This is a genomic window from Pseudonocardia sp. D17 (assembly GCF_036984265.1).
GTDB classification, from domain to species: domain Bacteria; phylum Actinomycetota; class Actinomycetes; order Mycobacteriales; family Pseudonocardiaceae; genus Pseudonocardia; species Pseudonocardia benzenivorans.
On sequence record NZ_BPRG01000015.1, the window covers coordinates 1 to 21,175 of the forward strand.

Genomic DNA, 21,175 nt, shown 5'->3' on the forward strand with positions numbered 1-21,175 from the left:
TCCGCCCCCCTGCCCCTCCTCCCCGCACGAACGGCCCTTTCCCGCCACTCAGTTGCGCGAAAGGGCCGTTCGTGCGACCCGGCCGGGACCGACGCGGATCACCCGAGCGGGTCGTTCGTGCCATTCGGTTGCGCCACTGTGCCGTTCGTGCGATCGCCGCGGCGCATAGGCTCGCGGCGTGTCCGACGCGCTCCCCGGCCTGCGCTTCCTCGGCCATTCGACGGTGCGCGTCGAGCTGGGCGGGCGGGTCGTGCTCACCATGGACACCCTGGGCGACCTCGACGTCGCGCTGCTGCCGGTGTGGGGCTGGGGTCCGACGCTCGGGCCCGGCCATCTCGACCCCGACCGGGCGGCGCACGCCGTCGAACGGCTGCGGCCGCGGCTCGCGGTGCCCGTGCACTGGGGCACGCTCGCGCTGCCGGGCCTGGTCCGGGCGCCGGGCGGGGCGGGGGCCAGGATGCGCAGGCTGCTCGTGGAGCCGCCGCGGCAGTTCGCGTCGGCGGTCGCCGCGGACGGGGGGCCCACGCGGGTGGCCGTGGTCGAACCGGGTGGCCGGGTGTGAGCGCGCTCGCGCTGTCCCTCGACGACCTCACTGACCCCGCGCGGATCGGCTACCCGCTGCTCGCGCTGGGCGTGTTCGTCGGGTCGGTGATCCCCGTCGTCCCGACGGGCGCGGTCGTCGGGGCGGCCGCCGCCGTCGCGATGACGACGCCGCACCTGTCGTTGCCGCTGGTCGTGCTGGTCGCGACCGTCGCCGCGCTCGCGGGTGACCTGATCACCTATGGCGTCGCGCGGCTGGGCAGCGACGCCGCCGTGCGCTGGGTGACCCGCCGCCAGCCCGTCGAACGCCTCGACGCCGCCCGCGCGACGTTCGCCCGCCGCGGTTGGCAGTTGGTCGTCGTCGGACGTCTGCTGCCGGCGGGCCGCATCCCGGTCCTGGTCGCCGCGGCGGCTCTCGCGCATCCGTGGCGCCGGCTCGTCCCGGCGGCCGCGCTCGCGGCGCTGCTGTGGGCGGTCGCGTACTCGGTGCTGGGGGTCGTCAGTGGTGGGCTGTTCGACTCCCCGCTGGTCGCGACGCTCGTCGCCACCGTGCTGGTGCTGCTCGTCGGCGCGGTGAGCGGGCTGGTGGCGCGCCGCCGAAGAGCCCGTGTGAGCGGCGATCGCCGCGCACGACCCACCGACAGCACGGGAGAGAGGAGCGCGCTCGTGGGCGCGACCGAGCCCGGACCCCCGCACGGGCGGGGCCGGCTGCTGCGCGGGGGCCGGGCCGCGGTGCGGGTGGTGTGCGTGTGGGCTGCGACGGCCGTCGCGCTGGTCATGCTCGACCGGCTGCTGCCGGGCTTCGAGATGGACTCGTGGTGGCAGCCGGTGGTGTGTGCGCTGCTGCTCGGGCTGCTGACGGCCATCGGCTGGCCACCGGTCGCGCGGCTCGTGCTGCCGCTTGCGCTGTTCACCCTCGGCGTCGGCGGGTTCCTGCTGATGGGTGCGGGCGTCGCGGCGGTGTTCCTCGTCGTGCCCGGCGTGCACATCCACGACTTCCGCGCCGCCGTGGTCGTCGCCGTCGCGCTCGCCGCGGTGGGGGCGGTCATCTCCTCGTTGCTCGCCCTCGACGAGGACGAGATCTTCTTCCGACGCGCCGCCCGGCGGGCCCGCCGCGCCGCCGCCACCGATCCGGACCAGGTACCGGGCGTGCTGTTCCTGCAGGTCGACGGCCTCGGACACGACGTCGTCCGACGCGCGGTGCGCGACGGCGACATGCCCACGCTGGCGCGCTGGCTCGCCGAGGGCGGACACGAGCTGACCGGCTGGCACTGCGACTGGAGCTCACAGACCGGCGCGAGCGTCTGCGGCATCCTGCACGGCGACAACACCGACATCCTCGGTTTCCGCTGGTACGAGAAGGATCGCGACCACGTCATGGCGTGCGCGCACCCCGGCGACGCCGCCGAGATCGAACGCCGTCACTCCGACGGCCGCGGGCTGCTCGCCGTCGACGGGGCCGCGCGCGGCAACCTGTTCACCGGCGACGCCGAGCACGTCTCGCTGACGATGAGCGCGATCCCGCTCGTCGAGAAGCGGCGCAGGCGCGGCCGCGGCCACGAGAGGCTCTGGGCGGGCTACTACACCTACTTCGCCAACCCGGTGAACGCGTTGCGCACGTTCGTCGCCTCGCTGGTGGACGTCGGCCGCGAGCTGCTCGCCGCAGCCCGCCAGCGCCGCGCCGACGTCCGGCCGCGCACCCGCCGCGGCGGCTGGTACCCGCTGGCCCGGCCGGGTACGACGGTGATCTCGCGCGACATCGTCGTCTCGGCGATCATCGAGGACATGATGGCCGGGCGCTCGGTCGTCTACGCCGACTTCCTGGGCTACGACGAGGTGGCCCACCACTCGGGCATCGAGCGCTTCGACACGCTGGAGGTGTTGCGCGGCATCGACCGCCAGATCGGCAGGCTGCACCGGGCCACGCACCTCGCCCCACGGCCGTACCGCATCGTCGTGCTCACCGACCACGGCCAGACCCAGGGCTGGGCCTTCGCCGACAGGTTCGGGGAGTCGATCGAGCAGTTCGTCGGCAGGCAGTGCGGAGCCCCGCAGGGGGAGCCCTCGAACAGGCACGACTCGCGGCGGCCCGCCGAGGGCTGGCAGGCCGGTGCGGTGCTCGCGGAGGCGACGTCGGGCACCGGGCCGATCGCGCGCAGGCTGCGGGCGCGCGTCGAGCGGGCGGGCACCGCCGAGCACCGCACCCGCACCGAGAGCGGGCGCCCGGGCGCGGTCGCGCGGGCGGCGCCCGGCGTCGTGGTCGTGGCGTCGGGGCACGTCGCGATGGTGTCGTTCACCGAACACGACGGACGCGTCGAGCTGGAGACGATCGAGCGCGAGTTCCCCGCCCTGCTGCCCGCGCTCGTCGACCATCCCGGCGTGGGGTTCGTGCTGGTGCGCAGCCGGGAGTACGGGGCCGTCGTGCTGGGCCGCGACGGCGCGCGGCGGCTCGCGACCGACGCGGTCGAGGGCGCCGACCCGCTCACGGCCTACGGTCCGCACGCCGCCGACCTGGTCCGCCGCGTCGACGGCTTCCCGCACTGCGCCGACATCATGATCAACAGTCGCTACGAGCCCGGGACCGACGACGCGCCGCCCTTCGAGCCGCACGTCGGGTCGCACGGCGGGTTGGGCGGCCCGCAGTCGCGCGGCTTCCTGCTGTACCCCGCCGACCTGCCTGCACCGGGCGAGATCGTCGGCGCGGAGGCCCTGCACCGCGTCCTGCGCGGCTGGCTGACCCACCTCGGCCACCCCGAACCCGCTGCGGCGTCCGCCACGACGCACCCCGATTCCGAACGAACGGCCCTGTCGCGCAACTGAATGGCACGACTGTGCCGTTCGTGCAAGGGGGACGCGCCCTGCAGCGGCCGCCGCCGGGTTGCACGAACGGCCCTTTCCCGCAGCTCAGTTGCAGGAAAGGGCCGTTCGTGCAGAAGGCCGACGCCTGGGCCGGCTCACTCCGGCGCGCGCACCTCGCGGCGCAGGATCTTGCCCGTCGGGCCCTTCGGGAGCTCGGGGACGAGCCAGACCTGCCGCGGGTACTTGTACGCGGCGACGCGCTCCTTGACGAAGTCGCGCAGTTCCTCGGGGTCGGCCTTCTCCCCGGGCTTGAGCGCGACCGCGGCGCCGACCTCCTCGCCCCACTCCGGGTGCGGGATGCCGATGACGGCGGCCTCGGCGACGGCGGGGTGCTCGTAGAGGGCCTCCTCGACCTCGCGCGGGTAGACGTTGTATCCGCCGCGGATGATCAGGTCCTTCTTGCGGTCGACGATGAAGTAGTAGCCGTCGGCGTCCTTGGTGGCGATGTCGCCGGTGCGGAACCAGCCGTCGGGGATCGCCTCGGCGGTGGCGTCGGGACGGCGCCAGTAGCCCTTCATGACGTTCTCGCCGCGAATGGCGATCTCGCCGGGCGTGTCGAGCCCGACGTCGCGGCCCTCGTCGTCGACCACCCGCATCTCGCAGCCGGGGATCTCGAACCCGATGGACCCGGGCTTGCGCTCGCGGTGCGGCTGGTTGAACGAGGCGACGGGCGAGGTCTCCGACAGCCCGTAGCCCTCCAGCACGATGCAGCCGAACTTCTCCTCGAAGGCACGCATGATCTCCACCGGCATGGCCGAGCCGCCGGAGGCGCAGGTGCGCAGCGTCGACATGTCGGCGTTGTCGGCGTCGGGGTGGTGCAGCATCGCGGCGTACATCGTCGGGACGCCCTCGAACACGGTGACCCGGTCGCGGGCGACGACGGCCAGCGCCTTCGCGGGGTCGAACCGCGGGATGAGCGTCAGCGTCGCGCCGACGTCGACCGCCGCGTTGAGCCCGCAGGTCAGGCCGAAGACGTGGAACAGCGGCAGGCAGCCCATGATGACGTCCTCGTGGCTGATCACGAGGACGGATTTCGAGGTCGTCGCGGTGTTGGTGCGCAGGTTCGCGTGGGTGAGCTCGGCGCCCTTGGGCTGGCCGGTGGTGCCGGACGTGTAGAGGATGACCGCGGTGTCGGAGTCGTCGCGCTCGACCGGCTCCGGGACCGGCGCGGCGCCGCCGAGCTGCTCGGCGTCGGGGCCCATCGGGCCGACGAGCACCGCGGGGACGCCGACGGCCTGCGCCGCGGCGGGTACCGCGTCACCGCCCGCGTCCCAGCCGAACACCAGCGACATCTCCGAGTCGCGCAGGTAGTACTCGACCTCGCGGTCCTTGAGCAGCGGGTTCATCGGGACGACGGCGGCGCCGGCCAGCAGCGCGCCATGGAACAGGATCGGGAACGCCGGCAGGTTCGGCAGCACGATGCCGACACGGTCGCCGGGCGAGATGCCCCGCTCGACGAGCATCCCGGCGACGGCCGCGGACGCCCGGTGCAGGTCGGCATAGCTGAGCTCGACGTCGTCGAGCTTGATCGCCGTGCGGTCGGGGTGGGCCTGGGCTGTCGCCACGAGGTTGGCGGCCAGGTTCGTCATCGTCGGCTCCGGGCTGGTCGTCGGGGGGTCTGCACGGAACCTACTGTGAGGTAGCCCCGCGGCGGCAGCGTTGACGGGCGCGACACGGCCGACCTAGCGTCCGGGGGGAAGATCGCTCCCCCGACCGTGCAGGAGTCCCGTCATGACCGCGCCGGCATCGGTGCCGCCCGCCCTCCTGGAGTTCCAGACGACGCTGCGGGTGCCGCGCGGCGGGGAGCCGCCCGTCGCCCTGTTCCGGTCGTTCGACGAGTACACCAACGGCGGCGCCCCGGAGGTCGCCGAGGTCCGCACCGGGGTCCCGATCCGGGAGTCCGGCGGCTGGCGCCTGGGCGTCGACGTGCACGTCCCCTTCGGTGAACCGCCTTTCCCGACGGTCGTGTACCTGCACGGCGGCGGCTGGGTCATGGGCTCGCCCTCGACACACCGGCGGCTGTCGGCGGAGCTGGCCTCGCGCGGGCTGCTCGTCGCGTCGGTCGACTACCGGCGCGCCCCCAAGCACCGGTTCCCGGGCGCGGTCGAGGACGTCGCCGCGGCGCTCGACTGGGCGCGCGCGCACGCCGCGGAGCACGGCGGGGACCCCGACCGGCTGATCATCGGGGGTGACTCGGCGGGCGCGAACCTCGCGGCGGCCGCACTGGCCACCGGGGCAGGTGCCGACGTCCGCGCCGCGCTGCTGTTCTACGGCATCTACGACTACCACCGCGCGCTGCCGATCCTGTCGGACCTGCTGGGCGGGGCCGACGCGGCCTCCCAGCTCTACCTGCCGCCCGAGGAGTTCGACGCGCTGCGCGGCGACCCGCGGTGCGCCCCCGAGCGCCAGGTCATCGGGTTCCCGCCGACGTTGCTCAGCGTCGGCGAGCTGGACCCGTTGCGCGGCGAGTCGGAGTCGATGGCCGCGCGGCTCGCGGTGGCGGGCGTCCCGCACCAGCTGCACGTCGCCGCCGGGGTCCCGCACGCCTACCTGCAGCTGCCGACCCTGCCCGCGCACGACGAGGGCTTCTCCGTCGCGACGAGTTTCCTGGGCCGGCACGGGCTGCTGTGACCCGGGGCCGGCGGCCGGAAGGGGTGCCAGCACCACCGCGGGATCGTGGTGCTGGCCGGGCCGATCCGGATCGTTGCGGGCCGTAGCGTCCGGGAGGTCGAGGACGCAGCGGCGAGGGGGAGCAGGTCATGTGGGTCATCGGGGTCGTCGTCGTGCTGGTCGGCGCCGGGTTCCTGTGGTCGGCGGTGCGGGCGCAGCGGTCCGTGCACGCCATGCTGGCGGCGGAGACGCTGTCGGTACCCGAGCTCGAGGAGCTGCGCCGGGTGTCCGACGACCTCGGCGCGCGGGGGAGCTTCCGCAAGGTGTGCGAGGTCGTCGGCGCGGCGCACCCCAGCCCCGAGGGCGTCCTGCGCTCGGAGCTGAGCGGCGTCGAGTGTGTGTGGCACAGCCACCGGGTGCAGCGTCGCTACAAGCACTACGACCGTGACCGCGACGGCAGCACCCGTGTGACGACGCGGACGGAGACAGTCGCCGAGCAGACGTCGGGACCCGGGTTCGCGCTGCTGCGCGACGGCCGCACGATCGGCGTCGACCACGCCGGCCGCAGGCCCGACGGCGTCGAGCAGGTGACCGACCGGTTCGAGCAGACGCAGGAGCCGTCGAACGGCTGGGCGGACGTCGTCGGTGCGCTCGTCGGCTCCGACCGCGACGAGACGATCGGCTACCAGTACACCGAGTGGGTGCTGCGCCCCGGGACGCCGATGTACGTGCTGGGCGAGGTCCACGACGCGATCGGCCCGCTCGTGATCGCGCCGCCCGCGGACCCGAAGCAGCCGTTCGTGATGTCGACGAGCACCGAGCAGCAGCTCACCGACGCCGCGCGGGGCCGGCAGCGGTTCCGCTCGCGGCTGGGCGCGGCGCTGGTCGTCGTGGGGATCGTGGTGGTGGTCCTCGCGCTGGTCCTCTGACGCCGGCTCGGGCGCCCGTCCGGCGGGCGCGCGCCGCGACGTAGTCTCGGGCCGTGGGTGGCGCCGGCGGCACGGGGGACGTGAACGATCTCGACGGGCCGACGGGCGGGCCACTCGACGGCGTGCTCGTCGCCGACTTCTCCCGGGTCCTCGCCGGCCCGTACGCGACGATGATCCTCGCCGATCTGGGCGCGACCGTCGTGAAGGTGGAGGGGCCCGGTGGCGACGACACCCGGACCTGGACCCCGCCCACCCGCGACGGCGTCGCCACCTACTACCTGTCGATGAACCGCAACAAGCGGTCGATCGTGCTCGACCTCACCGATCCCGCGGACCTGGCCGTGGCGCACCGCCTCGCCGACCGTGCCGACGTCCTGGTCGAGAACTTCAAGCCCGGTGGGCTGGTGCGCTTCGGCCTCGACCACGCCGCGGTCAGGGCCCGCAACGAGTCCGTCGTCTACTGCTCGATCAGCGGCTTCGGCACCGCGGGCGGCGCGCACCTGCCGGGCTACGACCTGCTCGTGCAGGCCACCTCCGGGTTCATGAGCGTGACCGGCGAGGCCGACGGCAGCCCGCTGCGCGCCGGCGCGGCGGTCTTCGACGTCATGACGGGCCTGCATGCGGCCGTCGCGGTCCTCGCGGCGCTGCGGCACCGTGACGCCACCGGCGAGGGCCAGCTGCTGGAGACCAACCTTCTGTCGGTGGCCATGTCGTGCCTGGTCAACCAGACCTCGGCGGTGGTGGCGGGCGGCGTCGTCCCGCGGCGGATGGGCAACGAGCACCCCAGCGTCTATCCCTACGAGCCGATGCCGACGGGCGACGGCGAGCTGATCGTGATCGCCGCGAACAACGGCCAGTTCCGCAAGCTGTGCGAGGTCATCGGGCTGCCCGGGCTGCCGGACGACCCCCGGTTCGCCACCCCGGGGGTGCGCAGCGCGAACCGGGAGCAGCTGCGGCCCCTCATGGTCGAGGCGCTGGCGGCCCGCAGCGCCGCCGAGTGGTTCACGCTGATCACCGGCGCGGGTGTGCCGTGCGGACCGATCAACGACGTCGCGCAGGGTGTCGCGCTGGCCGAGGGTCTCGGGCTCGACCCGGTCGTGTGGCCCGGCGATCCGGCGTCGGCGGTCCCGACGGTCCGCAACCCCGTCGGCTACTCCGCAACGCCACCGACCTACCGGCGCAGCCCGCCTGCCCTCGGCGCGGACTCGGCGGAGATCCGGGCCTGGCTCGAACGCGGGTGAGCGGCGACGGTCGCCTCGACCGTCGCCGCTCACGGGCCTGCCTGCGGGTCAGTTGCCGCCGTTGCCGAACGGGTTGCGGCCGAAGGGGTTCTGGCCGTTGCCGAAGGGGTTCTCCTGCCCGGACCCGCCGCCGGAGTCCGAGCCGCCGGTGCTGGTCGACGCGCCCTGGTCCTGCTGGCTGCCGAGCGTGACGTCGACGGTCCGCGCCGAGCCGCCGCTCCCGACGGTCAGGGTGACCTTGTCGCCGGGGGCGTAGGAGCCGATCTGGGCGACGAGGTCGGAGAAGTCGTTGACGGTCGTGTTGCCCACCTTGGTGACCACGTCGCCCGCCTTGAGACCGGCCGCCGCCGCGGGCGAGCCGTCCTGCACCGCCGCGATCTGGGCGCCGCTGACGTCGGTGGGGCGGCCCGACGTCGAGCCCTGGACCCCGAGCACCGGCTTGGTGGCGTGCCCGGTGTTGATGATCTCCTGGGCGACGCGCTTGGCCTGGTCGACCGGGATCGCGAAGCCGAGCCCGATGCTGCCCGTCGAGTTGCCCGCGGTCTGGATCGCCGAGTTGATGCCGACGACCTGACCGTCGAGGTTGACCAGGGCGCCACCGGAGTTGCCCTGGTTGATGGGCGCGTCGGTCTGCAGTCCGTTGTAGACGACGGCGGAGCCGTCCTCGCCCTGCGTCGACACGGTCCGGTTGAGCGCGCTCACGATGCCGCTGGTCACCGTGCCGGTGAGGCCCTGCGGCGAGCCGATCGCGACGACCTGCTGGCCGACCTGGACGTCCTTGGACTGCCCGAGGGTGGCCGGGGTCAGCCCGGACACGCCGCTGAGCTGCAGGACCGCGAGGTCGTAGCTCGGCGCGGTGCCGACGACGGTGGCCTGGTGCTGCGAGCCGTCGGACAGGGTGACGGTGATCTGGCCCTGCTCGGCGACGACGTGGTTGTTGGTGAGGATCTTGCCGTCGGAGGTGAGGACGACCCCGCTGCCCTCGACCTCGCCCTGCGCCATGGCCACCCGGATGTCCACGGTGGACGGCATGGCCTTGGCGGCGGCCGCCGCGACGGTGCCGTTGACGGCCGCGACGTTCGAGGTGCTGGCCGGGCTGCTGCTCAGGGTGACCGCACCGCCGCCGTGGTCGAACACCGCGTAGGCCGCGCCGAAGCCGGCACCGCCGCCGACGAGGCCCGCGACGAGCGCGGCCGCGACGATGCCGATCATCGGCCGCGACGCGCGCGCCTTCGGCTGCGGGGCGGGCGGCGCCATGGTGGCGGTCGCGCCCGGTCCGGAGGGCGTACCGGCAGGGTCACCCGCGGGGGGCTGTGCCCCCACGCCGTAGGGGGCGCCGTACGGGCCGGGCCTGCCCGGGTTGCCCGACGGGTGGGCCCCGTACGGGCCGGGCGTCGAGCCCGGCTGGTTCCAGCCCGTCCGGTTCCACGGGCTCCCGGCCTGCGCGGCCGCCCCGGCGTACGGCTCGTACCGTGGGGCGCCCAGGTGCTGGGTCGGGTGCTCGGCGGCGGCCGCCCCGCCGTCGGCGCCGATGCCGGCGTCGGCATGGGTGCCGTCGTCGGCGACCGTGTCCGCGGCCGCGTCGGCAGCCGTGGGCCGGCCGCCCTCGGCGGCGCGCGGGAAAACCGCGGCCGGGGTGTCGTCGGTGGACCGGCCGCCCTCGGGCGGCACGGAGGTCTGCTCGGTCGGGGGTCGACCGGCCGGATCGGCGTCCGCGTCGGAACGGCCGTACCCCCGCTGCTCGTCGGTCATGGTGACGACTGTGCTGGGAGAACCTGAGACGTCCCTGTGGGCCTGCTGGGAATAGTCGCGTGGTTTCGCGCGGATTCGGTGAGGACGCGGCGCCTGTCAGGGTCAACTTGACACGATGGGTATGTCAGGAGTTGCCTGACAGGCATGGAGCCTCTCGACCGAGCCCTCTCCGCGGACGTGTCCGCCGCCGTCGACGCCGTGCGCGTGGCCGCCGTCGCCGAGTCGGGCCGCCAGGCCGACGCGTTGCTCGACGGCGTCGGCGTGCCCGGCGAGCGCGACCGTGAGGTCGCCTGGCAGCTCCTGCAGTTCCGGATCCATCTCGCCGCCGGGCTCGACCCGTTGCCCGACCTCGTCGGCCTGCGCCGCGTCGGGACCACGTGGGAGACCATCGCCCGGGCCGCCGGAACGACGCGGCAGTCGGCGCACGAACGCTGGGCCCGGCCGGTCGCCGGCGTTCTCGACCGCTACGGCACCGGCGAGGTCCCGGGTGGCCTACTGTCGACCCCGTGACAGAACTGAACGCCGTCTGGTCCCTGGCCGCCCGGGAGTCGTACCTGGCGGTCGTCTCGATCACCCGCGCCGACGGATCGGTCCACTCGTCGCTGGTCAACGCCGGCCCGGTCCGTCACCCGGTCACGGGAGAGGCCGTCGTCGGCTACGTGACGTACGGCCGGGTCAAGCTCGCGAACCTGCGTGAGCGGCCCGCCTCGGCGCTGTCGTTCCGCTCCGGCTGGAAGTGGGCGACGATCGAGGGCACCTGCGAGATCATCGGCCCCGACGACCCGGCCGACGGTGTCGACGACGAGCGGCTGCGGCTCCTGCTGCGCGAGGTGTTCGCCGGTGCCGGCGGCAGTCACGACGACTGGGACGCCTACGACCGCGTGATGCGCGAGGAGCGTCGGGCCGCGGTGCTGATGACCCCCACCCGGGTCTACGGCAACGCCTGATTTCCCGTGTCGCGCGCCACTGGCGCGTGATCATCGCGGCACCCGGCCTGTATCGTGACGGCCAGCGAAGGGGAGTAGCTCCCAACGTCGCGGTCGACATACTGGACGCCCTCGGGCGGCCCGGCCGCACGGCCTGCGCCACCAGGCGAGCGAGACCTTCGATCCGGTAGGCACCGGGTCGAGGTCCGCAGTCCTCGATCCGGTCCGAGATCGAGGGGTGCTCGATGTACGACGTGCTGGTCGCTGCCGCGCTCAGCTTCGGGGTGATCTTCGTCGCCGAGCTCGGTGACAAGTCCCAGCTCATGGCCCTGACCTTCGCGACCCGCCACCGCGCTGTGCCCGTACTCGTCGGGATCACGATCGCCACGTCGGTGGTGCACCTCGTGTCGGTCGCCGTCGGGCACGGCCTCGGCGCCGCACTCCCGACGGGCTGGATCGCGCTGATCGCCGCCGTCGCGTTCCTCGGGTTCGGCGCGTGGACCCTCCGCGGCGACGCCCTCACCGCGGAGGAGCATGCAAAGGCCACGCGGGTGACGCGCTCGGCGGTCGTCGCGGCGTCGACGGCGTTCTTCCTGGCCGAGCTCGGCGACAAGACGATGCTGGCGACGATCACGCTGGCCACCCAGCACGGCTGGTTCGGGGTGTGGCTCGGGTCGACCCTCGGCATGGTCGTGGCGGATGCGATCGCGATCGTCATCGGCCGGCAGCTGGGCAGGCGGCTGCCCGAGCGCACCATCCGCTACGGCGCCGCGGGCCTGTTCGGGCTCTTCGGCATCTGGCTCGCCGTCGACGCGGTCTCCCAGCTGACCGGCGAGCCCGTCGCCGCGCTGCTCGACCATCACGCCGCGGGATGGGGCGCGCTCGCGCTGGCCCTCGCCGGGATCGTCCTCGGTGTCCTCACGCGAAGGCGTCTGGTCACGCGGCCGAGCCGCGTCGGCGTCGCGACCTGGTGGGTTCGTGTGCTGTCGGCGGCGGCCGTCGTGCTGGGCCTCGCCGCCCCGCTGCTGGTGGCCACCGACGTCATCGAGCCGATCTCGCTGTTCAGCGATCCGGGCGTCGCGGCCGCCGGAGCCGGTGCGTTCCTCGGCGGGTGCGCGCTCTGGCGGGCGGCCATCGCGTCGTACGCGGCCCACGCCACGCCGCCCGAGAGGGGCCCCCGGCTCTCGACGGTCGGGCTGCACGCCCGCGTGCGGCACCCGGGTATGACGGGCATCGTCGTCGCCACGTGGGGGCTGCTGCTGATGGTGCCGACGGTGCTGGGCGTGCTCGCAATGGTGCTGATCGTCGTCGCGGTGCAGGTGCAGGCCCGTGCGATCCGCGAACCGCGGCTGGCGGCCGCCCACGGCGCCGCGTACGCGGACTACGTGCTGCGCACCGGGCGGTTCCTCCCGCGGCTGCGCACCGCCGAGACCCCGCCCGGGCTCGGCGAGCGCGTCCGGGTGGGCTGACGCCCGTCCCCGGGTCAGCGCGGGCGGGCGCGCAGTCCGTCCAGGGCCATCCCGAGGACCCGCTCACGCTGGCCGGCCTCGTCGTACTCGACGCCGGTCGTGGCCCTCGGCGGCCGGCGGGCGCTGTTCTGGCTGCCCGCGGTCGTCGTGGCGCTGACGGCGATGGCCGCGCACCTGCTCGTCCCGGCCTCGCCGGTCCGCGCCGGCGGGCGCATCAACTGGCTCGGCGCCGCGCTGCTGGCGGCCTGGCTGGTCGCGCTGCTCGTGTCGCTGAGCATGGGCGACCAGTGGGGGTGGGCCTCACCCGCGGTGATCGCGCCGCTCGTCGGGTCCGTCGTGCTGCTGGCCGCGTGGGTCGTGGCCGAGTCCCGGTCCGGCCACCCCGTCATCGACATGCGGGTGATGCGGCTGCGCGGGGTCTGGACGACGAACCTGGTCGCGCTGCTGTCCGGCGCGTCGATGTTCGCGGTGTACGCCTACGTCCCGGTCTTCGTGCAGACACCCGCCGCGGCCGGTTACGGCCGAGAACCATCGTCACGCGCGCGGGCAGGAGCAGCCGGCCGGCCTCGCCGATGGTCGCGGAGAACTCGAGCGGACAGGTGGATGGCGACGGCCGCGACCGCGACCGTCGCCACCCACGGCTACCGGTAGAGGTCGGCGTGCTCGGCGCGCAGCTTGTACTTGAGCACCTTGCCGCCGACGGTGTCGGGCAACGCGTCGGCGAAGACGACGGCCTTGGGCGTCTCGAAGCCGGCCAGCCGCTCGCGGCAGTGCGCGATGATCGCGTCGGCGTCGGGCGTCGTGCCCGCCTTCGGCACGACGACGGCCGTGACGGCCTCGCCCCAGCGCGGGTGGTCGAGCCCGATCACGGCGGCACGTTCGACGTCGGGGTGGCCGTAGAGCACGGACTCGACGCGCATGCTCGACACGTTCTCGCCGCCGGACTTCACGATGTCCTTGTAGCGGTCGACCATGATCCGCAGGCCGTCCTCGTCGATCTGGGCGCTGTCGCCGGAGTGGAACCAGCCCCCGCGGAACGCCTCGCGCGTCGCCTCCTCGTTGCGGTAGTACCCGGCCATGATCACCGGCGACCGGTACACCGCCTCGCCGGGCTCCCCGCGTACCGGCGTCCCGGTCTCGTCGACGACGTCGGAGGCCAGGATCGGGCTCGGCACGCCCACGTAGTTGACCGCGGGGGCGCTGCGCGCGTAGACCTCCGGCCACTTCGTCGGCCAGAAGCGGTGACAGGCGATGGCCTCGGTCTGGCCGAAGATGCCCAGGGTCACGAAGCCGTCCGCGCAGCGCTTCTCCAGGTCCTCGACCACCCGCGGCTCCAGCGCGCCCCAGCCGTAGACGAGCGTCGTCAGGCTGGAGACGTCGAGCTCCGGGCGGCGGTCGAGCTCGGCGGCGAGGTTGGCGGCGAACTGCGGCGAGCCGTTCCACAGCGCGGTGGCCCGTTCCTCGGCGATGGCGTCGGCCGTCGCCTCGGGCGTGGGCCTGCGGCCCAGGACCATCGAGCCGCCGGCGAGGAAGGCGCCGAACGGGAAGATCTGGTCGCCGATGTGGTAGATGATCGGCAGGAAGACGACGAGCTTGAGGTCGCTCTCGTGGCGCAGGCTCCGCGACAGCGACACCGAGAAGTTCAGCGCCGCGAGGTGCGTCATGCTGTGGGACAGCATGGCGCCCTTGGGCATCGACGTCGTGCCCGAGGTGAACAGCAGCTGCCAGATGTCGTCGCCGTGGATCTCGACGTCCGGCTCGGTCTCGGGCTTGCCCGCGATGAAGTCGGTGAACGACGGGCTGTCGGCCACCGGGCCGCCGCCGACGGTGATCGTCGCGCCCACGGCCAGGTCGCTCGCGGCGAACGCCGCCTCGACCTTGGGCCACATCTCGGCGTCGACGATCGCGAACCGCGGCTCCAGCACGCCGATCAGGTGCGTCACGACGTCGGTCGCGAGGTTCGGGTTGATGGGCGCCGCGACCATGCCGGCCTTGGCGATCCCGACCTTGGCCAGGAACGCCTCGACGGAGTTCTCGCACACCATCAGGACGCGGTCGCCGGGGACGAGCCCGGCGTCGGCGAGCGCGTGCGCGACGCGGCTCGCGACGGCGTCGGCCTGCCGGTAGGTGACCCGCGCGAACTGCTCGTCGGCGTAGGCCCCCGGACGGCCCGAGATGGCCACCTGGTCGGGATAGCTCCAGGTCAGGCGTTCGAACATGTCGCCGACGGAGGTCCGCTCCCAGCGGTTGACCGCGCGGCGGCCACGCAGGGTCGTGACGTCGATGTGGGGCTGGTCGTTCACGTCCGGGCTCCTTTGCGCGGGAGGCGTCAGTGCGGTCGGTTGCGGCGCCGTCGCGCGCGACGACGACGGGACCGATCAGTACTTAGTCATCAGCAGTTCACTCCGCTCGCGCGGCGCCGGGGTGACGCCGAGGCACGCGTGCGCCATCTCGTCGAGCAGCTCGGCCAGCCGTGCCTCGGCGAGTCCGCTGCGGAAGAACAAGGTCGACTGGATCGCGCCGATGGCCGCGTGGACCGCCAGCCGCTGCTCGCCGTCGGCGAGGTCGCGGCGCAGCGGCGCGAGCACGTGCACCCAGTCCTCGATGTAGTGGCGCTGGCGCCTGCGCAGCCGCCTGCGCTCCTCCTCGGGGAGGTTGTGGACCTCGCGGTGGTAGACGGCGAGCACGCTGCGGTCCTGGAGTGCGACCCGGATGTGGTCGCGGACCAGCGCGGACAGGGCGATCTCGTCGTCGGGTGCGGCGCTGACGATCCGTGCGGCCCCGGACTGCAGCCGGTCCATCACCTGGTCGAGCAACGCGATGAGGATCGCGGCCTTGCTGTCGAAGTGACGGTAGATCCCGGAGCCCACGATGCCGGCCTCGGCGCCGATGTCGGCCATCCCGACCGTGTGGTACCTGCGGCGGGCGACGAGCTGTGCCGCGGCGACGAGGATCCGCTCCCGGCGGTCGGGATCGCGCTGACTGCGCGGGCGTGGAGCGGCCATCTGGTCATCATGGCAGGACCCCGGTACCGTCGTCACCAGTGAACTGCTGATCACATTCGAACGGATCGGCAGACGGGACGGGCCGGAGGCACCGCGTGGACTTCGCCGAGACCGACGAGCACCGCGATCTGCGGGCGGCCGTCGCCGCCGTCGCGGGCGACTTCGGGGGCGCCTACTTCGTCGAGCGGGCACGTGCTGGGGAGCCGACCACGGAGCTGTGGGACGCGCTGGGCAAGTCGGGCTTCGTGGGGGTCAACATCCCCGAGGAGTACGGCGGCGGGGGCGGCGGGCTCGTCGAGCTGGCGCTGGTCTGCGAGGAGGCCGCGGCGCAGGGCGCGCCGCTGTTGCTGCTGCTCGTGTCGTCGGCGATCTCGGCGGAGGTGATCGCCGAGTTCGGGTCCGCCGAGCTCAAGCAGCGCTGGCTGCCGGGGCTGGCCGACGGGTCGACGAAGGTCGTCTTCGCCATCACCGAGCCCGACGCGGGGTCCAACACCCACCGGCTGTCGACGACCGCGGTGCGCGACGGCGACCACTGGGTGCTCAACGGCACCAAGCACTACATCTCCGGTGTCGACGAGGCCGAGGCGCTCGTCGTGGTCGCCCGCAGCGGCCGTGACGACGCGGGCAACGCCCGGCTGTCGCTGTTCGTCGTCGACACCGACGCACCCGGGCTCCAGCGCACCCACCTGCCCGTCGACATCCAGGTGCCGGAGAAGCAGTTCGTACTGCACTTCGACGACGTGCGGGTGCCCGCCGCGAACCTGATCGGCGAGGAGGGTGCCGGGTTCCGCCAGGTCTTCCACGGCCTCAACCCCGAGCGCATCACCGGAGCGGCGGTGTGCGTCGGCGTCGCCCGGTACGCGCTGGCGCAGGCCGCCCGCTACGCGGGCGACCGCAGGGTGTGGGACACCCCGATCGGCGCCCACCAGGGTGTGTCGCACCCATTGGCCAAGGCCGCGATCGAGACCGAGCTCGCCGCGCTGATGACGCGCAAGGCCGCCTGGTGCCACGACCACGGCCTGCCGGCGGGCGAGGCGTCGAACATGGCGAAGTACGCCGCCGCCGAGGCCGCGCTGAACGCGCTCGACGCGGCGATCCAGACCCACGGCGGCAACGGCCTTGCGCGCGAGTACGGGCTGCTGCCCTACTGGGGCATGGCGAGGTTGCTGCGGATCGCCCCGGTCAACCGGGAGATGATCCTCAACTTCGTGGCCCAGCACACGCTCGGCCTGCCGAAGTCCTACTGAGCCCGAGCTGATCCTCACGAGCCGCGCCCACGCGCCGACCACGAGCCGACCACGAGCAAGGTCCCGACCCGGGAGTGACGACGATGTCGACCAACCTGATCCAGCGCGTCAACGTCGGTGACTCGCTGACCCGCTCCGCCGCCGCCCGCCCGGCGCAGCTCGCCGTCGTCGACGGCGACCGGCGCTGGACCTACGCCGAGTTCGACGCCTGGGTCAACCGCCTCGCCCACGGGCTCGCGGCCCGCGGCTACGCCCGTGGCGACGCGCTGGGGCTGGCCTCGGGCAACAGTGCGGAGTTCCTCGCCGTCTACTACGCGTGCGCCAAGCTCGGCGTCGTCTGCGTGCCGGTCAACCTCGGCTGGAAGGCAGGGGAGGTCGCCTACGTGCTCGGCCACTCCAGGGCGCGCGGGATCGTCGTCGAGTCGCAGCTCGTCGCCACGGTCGGCGAGGCGATCGAGAAGGTCTCCGACGTCGCCGACGTGTTCGTCGCGCCCGGCCTGGGCGCACAGTGGGAGGCGGCCCCGGCCGACCGGACGTGGTCGGCGCTGGCCGACGTCGAGTCCGAGGACTCCTCGCCCGCCGAGTACCACGTCGAGGACCGCGACGGCCTGAGCTACCTCTACACGTCGGGCACGACGTCGTTCCCCAAGGGCGTCGTCGGCTCGCACCTGGCGATCTACCTGGAGTCGATGTCCGGCGCGCTCGACTCGGGGTGGAACGCGACCGACCGCTTCCTGTGCCTCATGCCGTTCTTCCACACCGCGCAGCTCAACGCGTTCTGCACACCCGCGCTGATGGTCGGCGCGACGATCCACGTGCAGCGCGGCTTCGACCCGGAGGCCTTCCTCACCACGATCGAGCGCGAGTCGATCACCCAGGTGTTCGGGCTGCCGATGATGTACCGCGCGGCCCTGGAGCACGCGTCGTTCGCGGCGCGCGACCTGTCGAGCCTGCGCCGGGCCGTCTACGCCATGGCGCCCATGCCCGAGCCGCTGATCAAGGCCTGCCTCGAGGGCTTCGGCTGCGAGTTCGCGCTGCTGTTCGGGCAGACGGAGATGAGCCCGGTGACGACGCTGTTCCGGCCCGAGCACCAGCTCACCCACATCGGCGCCGTCGGCACCCCGATCACCGGCGTCCAGGTGGCGATCATGGGGCCGGACGGCACACTGCTGCCCGCGGGGGAGAAGGGCGAGATCGTCTACCGCGGCCCGTCGACGATGAACGGCTACCTGGACAACCCGGAGGCGACCGACGAGGCGTTCGCCCACGGCTGGTTCCACTCCGGCGACGTCGGCTGGTTCGGCGAGGACGGCGTGCTCTGGTTCGCCGACCGCTACAAGGACGTGATCAAGACCGGCGGCGAGAACGTCGCGTCGCTCGAGGTGGAGCGGGCCGTCTACGCCGCTGAGCCGCGGGTGGCCGAGGCCGTCGTCGTCGGGCTCCCGCACGAGCGCTGGACCGAGGCGATCACGGCGGTCGTCGTGCCGAAGCCGGGCGAGTCGATCGACCCCGAGGAGCTCAGGACCGCGCTGCGCGGGCACCTCGACGGCTACAAGATCCCCAAGGCGGTCATCGTCGTCGACGAGCTGCCCAGGACGTCGACGGGGAAGATCCAGAAGAACGTGGTGCGCGACCAGCACCAGGGCCACTACGGCTGACCGTGAGCGGCGATGGTCGCCGCGGCGACCATCGCCGCTCACGATGGCGTGCGGTCCCGGGCGGGCTCACCAGCCCATGAGGCGGACGAGGTCCTGGCGCAGCCCGGGTACGGCGTAGCGGTTCCAGGCCATCCGCACGTCGGTGGTGCGCCCGTCGGCGTAGGTGCGGATGCCCGTGAGCAGGATGCAGATCAGCGCCAGCGCCCCCAGCACCGAGTAGCTGCGCACGACCTCCGGGTCGACGGTCGTGGCGCGCAGCTGCTCGTAGGCGCGGAAGAACCAGTCGCGGTCGCAGACCGCCTCCAGCAGCGCCGACCCCGGCTCGATGAACTTGCCCGCCAGGTAGTCCAGCGCGGCGTAGCCCAGGTCGTAGCGCGGGTCGCCGAGGTAGGCCAGCTCCCAGTCGACGACGGCCGCGATCCGGCCCTCGTGGATCATCGTGTTGCCGATCCGGTAGTCGCCGTGCACCAGCGCTGGCGGAACCGGATCGGGTTCACGCTCGCGCAGCCACGCGAAGGCGTCCTCCACGACGGGGTCGCGGACCAGCCGGTCCTCGGCGTAGGTGCGGGCCCAGCGGTCGACGGCGTCGGCGTAGCTGCGCGGCGGGCCGAGGAAGCCGAGGTCCGCGGCCGGGATCGCGTGGATCCCGGCGATCGTCTCGACGAGGTCGCGGCCCAGCCGCCCGCCGTCGGCCCAGTCGGCCTCGAGCGCCTCGCGGTCGCGGCGCAGCCACGTCACGGGCGCCGAGCCCGGCACCCAGTCCATCACGAACCACGACCCGCCGAGCGGGGTGTCGGTCGCGTGCTCGATGCCGTGCGGCGTGGGCACCGGGACGCCTGCCGCCGCGACGGTCGCGTAGAGCCGGTACTCGCGTTCGAGATCGGAGTCGAGCAGCGACGCGGGCGGCTTGACGCGGACGACGAACGCCCTGCCCGGCTCCGGATCCCCGGCGCTGAGCAGCCACGTGTGCCTGCTCCAGCCGCCGGCGAGCTGACGCAACGCCCACGGCCGCGCGCGGTCGCGCGCGTCGAGCCGCCCGGCCTCGACCAGCACGTCGAGGACGGTGTCGGGCGGGACCGCCGTGTCGGCCGGCACGACTGCGGTCACGGGTTCTCGACGCGCCCGGCGAACTCGACGTTCGCCCAGCCGGGGTGGCCGTCGACGGTCGTCGACAGCAGCGAGCGGTCGTTCCACGAGCGCTGCAGGGTGCCGTCGACGCGCCGGTCGAACAGCACCGGAAGCACCCGTACGACGGTGCCCTCCAGGTGATGCGTGCCCGCGCCGGTCGTGATCTCGGCCGTCAGCCCGGTCGGGATCGCCTTGCCGGGCACGTCGGGCCGGGGGACCGTCGTGACGGTCTCGGTGTAGCCGACGATGGCCCGCTCGGGCCCGGCCGCGGGGTCGGTGAACACGGCACCGTCGCCGATCCAGCCGCCCAGGTCGGCGCGCCACATCGCGATCTCCGGTCCGCCGTCGGAGACGAGGTCGATCCAGCGCCAGTCGTCGGGGGCGAACCAGTTGCGCACGCCCCAGGAGTGGTCCTTGCCGCCGCGGCCGTCGATCTCGATCGTCGTGCCGTCGATGGTGATCGTGCCGGTGACCAGGCCGACCTCGTCGACGTGCCCGGTGAACAGTTCCGACCACCGCGGGTCCTCGCGGTAGACGTAGGGCGGGTGGGTGGGGGAGAAGGTCAGGTCGTAGGACACCTCGACCGAGTCGGCCGCGCTCTTCGCGACGGGCCCGAGCGCCGCGTGGTCGCACTCGACGCCGTCGCCGCCGTCGTTGAGCTTGCCGCCGAACTGCAGCCGCCAGTCGCCGAAGGGCTCGTCGGACGAGTAGGTCATGCCCGCGACGTGCACGTGGTCCTCGAGCTTGTCGAACGAGTCCCACTCCGAGGCGACCAGGCTGTGCCGGTCGGGGCCCCACAGCACGTTGACCGAACCGGAGTGGCCGCTCGCGACGCGCCGGCCGATGGAGGAGAAGCCGCCGATGCCGTGGCGCGCGTCGTAGAAGGAGAAGTAGTAGCTCTCGCGCCAGCGCCGGTCGTCGCCGGGCGGGTGGACGCGGTCGTGGCGCGCGACGTCGGCGGGCAGGTCGCTCGGGCGGTAGGTCGGGCTGGTCCGGGTCATCGGGTGCCTCCGGTCGGGGATGCGGGCGGGGCGGCCGGGCGGGTCTCGGTGGGCCGGGAGAGCAGGTCGATCTCGGCGTCGACGAGGTCGCGCAGGAGACTGCGGACGTCCGCGGCGAGCGCGGCGCCGTCGGGGCCCGCGGCGCGGCAGGCCGCCAGCAGGTCGCCGATCGGGGCGCCGAGCGCGGCCACGTCGCCGGAGGGGTCGCCGTCGATGGCCGCGACGACGGCCTCGGCGGCGGCGCCGAGGACCGTGTCCGCCGCGGTGGCCACGACGGTGTCGACCGCGGCCGAGACGGCGCCGGCGGGCGACGTGCCGGCGGCGGGGCGCGTGGTCGCGGGTGCGGGTCGGGGCTCGCACAGCAGCGCGCGCAGGTCCGCGCGGAACCGCGCGGCCACGGCCGGGCCACCCGCGAGCTCGGCGGCGAGATGTCGGCCGATGCTGCCGGCCGACTTCAGCTGGCCGCGCTGGAACCCGTCCAACGGCCGCGCCCAGTCGGCGGACTCGCGCAGCGTCCCGGACAGCACGGCCGTGAGCTGGGCCGGGGTCATCGCGTTGAACACGGCACGCCTCTCTCGCCTGGGTCCGCCGCGCGCGGCCGGGCGGCGCGAGCTCTGGCGACGGGCCGGGAGGGGTCGCGGCACGCCGCCGCGACCGGCCGATCGGCCCGTCGTAGTGAACCATGATGTACCAGAACCGGCCCTGTCAACGCCGTCCGGAACGCGTCGTCGCAGCGGCTGCCGCGCACGCTGTCGACCGCTACGGTCGGCCACGGCGGATGCGCGGGGGCCGGGGTCTGGTCACGGCCCG

At 73.7% G+C, this 21,175-nt stretch carries 18 protein-coding genes; 11 read left to right on the forward strand and 7 right to left on the reverse strand.

Features of this window, described 5'->3' with window-relative positions; translation table 11 throughout:
- Window positions 1-178: 178 nt before the first annotated feature.
- Entirely contained in the window at window positions 179-562 is a 384-nt protein-coding gene (locus tag PSD17_RS02350; RefSeq protein WP_445260982.1) for an MBL fold metallo-hydrolase, read from the forward strand.
- Window positions 559-3,360 (forward strand): phage holin family protein, encoded by a 2,802-nt coding sequence (locus tag PSD17_RS02355; protein ID WP_339121223.1) that lies wholly within the window; start codon window positions 559-561, stop codon window positions 3,358-3,360. Before PSD17_RS02350 ends, PSD17_RS02355 begins: the two co-directional genes overlap by 4 nt.
- Window positions 3,361-3,494: 134 nt before the next feature.
- Here PSD17_RS02355 and PSD17_RS02360 read toward each other — a convergent pair whose 3' ends face one another.
- Window positions 3,495-4,988 (reverse strand): long-chain-fatty-acid--CoA ligase, encoded by a 1,494-nt coding sequence (locus tag PSD17_RS02360; protein ID WP_013673756.1) that lies wholly within the window; start codon window positions 4,986-4,988, stop codon window positions 3,495-3,497.
- Window positions 4,989-5,130: 142 nt separating this feature from the next.
- On the opposite strand from PSD17_RS02360, the gene PSD17_RS02365 reads away from it, so the two are divergent.
- The 3 genes from PSD17_RS02365 (at window position 5,131) to PSD17_RS02375 (ending at window position 8,179) form a co-directional block, all read left to right on the forward strand.
- A complete protein-coding gene (locus tag PSD17_RS02365; protein WP_339121227.1) occupies window positions 5,131-6,030 on the forward strand; it encodes an alpha/beta hydrolase in 900 nt (299 codons plus the stop codon).
- 128 nt (window positions 6,031-6,158) lie between these two features.
- Window positions 6,159-6,938: a GIDE domain-containing protein gene (locus PSD17_RS02370; RefSeq protein ID WP_013673758.1), complete on the forward strand. Its 780-nt coding sequence runs from the start codon at window positions 6,159-6,161 to the stop codon at window positions 6,936-6,938.
- 53 nt (window positions 6,939-6,991) lie between these two features.
- Window positions 6,992-8,179, forward strand: coding sequence for a CaiB/BaiF CoA transferase family protein (locus PSD17_RS02375; protein ID WP_103383769.1), 1,188 nt, complete (start codon window positions 6,992-6,994; stop codon window positions 8,177-8,179).
- A gap of 48 nt (window positions 8,180-8,227) precedes the next feature.
- On the opposite strand, the gene PSD17_RS02380 is transcribed toward PSD17_RS02375, so the two are convergent.
- Window positions 8,228-9,931, reverse strand: a complete 1,704-nt coding sequence (locus PSD17_RS02380) for a trypsin-like peptidase domain-containing protein (RefSeq protein ID WP_339121230.1) — start codon at window positions 9,929-9,931, stop codon at window positions 8,228-8,230.
- 144 nt (window positions 9,932-10,075) lie between these two features.
- Here PSD17_RS02380 and PSD17_RS02385 point away from each other — a divergent pair, with 144 nt between their 5' ends.
- The 4 genes from PSD17_RS02385 (at window position 10,076) to PSD17_RS02400 (ending at window position 12,977) form a co-directional block, all read left to right on the forward strand.
- Window positions 10,076-10,441 carry a hypothetical protein gene (locus PSD17_RS02385; RefSeq protein ID WP_013673761.1) on the forward strand — a complete coding sequence of 122 codons (366 nt, stop codon included), beginning with the start codon at window positions 10,076-10,078 and terminating at the stop codon, window positions 10,439-10,441.
- The gene (locus PSD17_RS02390; protein WP_013673762.1) at window positions 10,438-10,878 is read left to right on the forward strand and encodes a TIGR03618 family F420-dependent PPOX class oxidoreductase; all 441 of its coding nucleotides are present in this window, start codon (window positions 10,438-10,440) and stop codon (window positions 10,876-10,878) included. Before PSD17_RS02385 ends, PSD17_RS02390 begins: the two co-directional genes overlap by 4 nt.
- Window positions 10,879-11,102: 224 nt before the next feature.
- On the forward strand, window positions 11,103-12,326 hold the full coding sequence (locus PSD17_RS02395) for a TMEM165/GDT1 family protein (RefSeq protein ID WP_103383770.1): 1,224 nt from the start codon (window positions 11,103-11,105) through the stop codon (window positions 12,324-12,326).
- A 99-nt stretch (window positions 12,327-12,425) separates the two neighbouring features.
- Window positions 12,426-12,977 (forward strand): hypothetical protein, encoded by a 552-nt coding sequence (locus PSD17_RS02400; RefSeq protein WP_339121234.1) that lies wholly within the window; start codon window positions 12,426-12,428, stop codon window positions 12,975-12,977.
- Here PSD17_RS02400 and PSD17_RS02405 read toward each other — a convergent pair.
- Together PSD17_RS02405 and PSD17_RS02410 are read right to left on the reverse strand one after the other, a co-directional pair.
- Entirely contained in the window at window positions 12,968-14,629 is a 1,662-nt protein-coding gene (locus tag PSD17_RS02405; protein ID WP_013673764.1) for an AMP-binding protein, read from the reverse strand. The genes PSD17_RS02400 and PSD17_RS02405 overlap by 10 nt on opposite strands.
- 75 nt (window positions 14,630-14,704) lie before the next feature.
- Window positions 14,705-15,331 carry a TetR/AcrR family transcriptional regulator gene (locus PSD17_RS02410; protein ID WP_339121235.1) on the reverse strand — a complete coding sequence of 209 codons (627 nt, stop codon included), beginning with the start codon at window positions 15,329-15,331 and terminating at the stop codon, window positions 14,705-14,707.
- 95 nt (window positions 15,332-15,426) lie between these two features.
- Between PSD17_RS02410 and PSD17_RS02415 the strand changes: the two genes are divergently transcribed.
- Window positions 15,427-16,578: an acyl-CoA dehydrogenase family protein gene (locus PSD17_RS02415; protein ID WP_013673766.1), complete on the forward strand. Its 1,152-nt coding sequence runs from the start codon at window positions 15,427-15,429 to the stop codon at window positions 16,576-16,578.
- An 83-nt stretch (window positions 16,579-16,661) separates the two neighbouring features.
- Window positions 16,662-18,236 carry an AMP-binding protein gene (locus PSD17_RS02420; protein ID WP_339121237.1) on the forward strand — a complete coding sequence of 525 codons (1,575 nt, stop codon included), beginning with the start codon at window positions 16,662-16,664 and terminating at the stop codon, window positions 18,234-18,236.
- A 66-nt stretch (window positions 18,237-18,302) separates the two neighbouring features.
- Here the strand turns inward: PSD17_RS02420 and PSD17_RS02425 are convergent, their stop codons facing one another.
- Genes PSD17_RS02425 through PSD17_RS02435 form a run of 3 tightly spaced genes read right to left on the reverse strand, consistent with a single transcriptional unit; the run spans window position 18,303 to window position 20,928 of the window.
- Window positions 18,303-19,343, reverse strand: a complete 1,041-nt coding sequence (locus PSD17_RS02425; RefSeq protein WP_013673768.1) for a phosphotransferase family protein — start codon at window positions 19,341-19,343, stop codon at window positions 18,303-18,305.
- Window positions 19,340-20,365, reverse strand: a complete 1,026-nt coding sequence (locus tag PSD17_RS02430; protein WP_106096811.1) for a DUF7065 domain-containing protein — start codon at window positions 20,363-20,365, stop codon at window positions 19,340-19,342. Before PSD17_RS02430 ends, PSD17_RS02425 begins: the two co-directional genes overlap by 4 nt.
- Window positions 20,362-20,928 (reverse strand): hypothetical protein, encoded by a 567-nt coding sequence (locus PSD17_RS02435; RefSeq protein WP_339121241.1) that lies wholly within the window; start codon window positions 20,926-20,928, stop codon window positions 20,362-20,364. Before PSD17_RS02435 ends, PSD17_RS02430 begins: the two co-directional genes overlap by 4 nt.
- Window positions 20,929-21,175 lie beyond the last annotated feature (247 nt).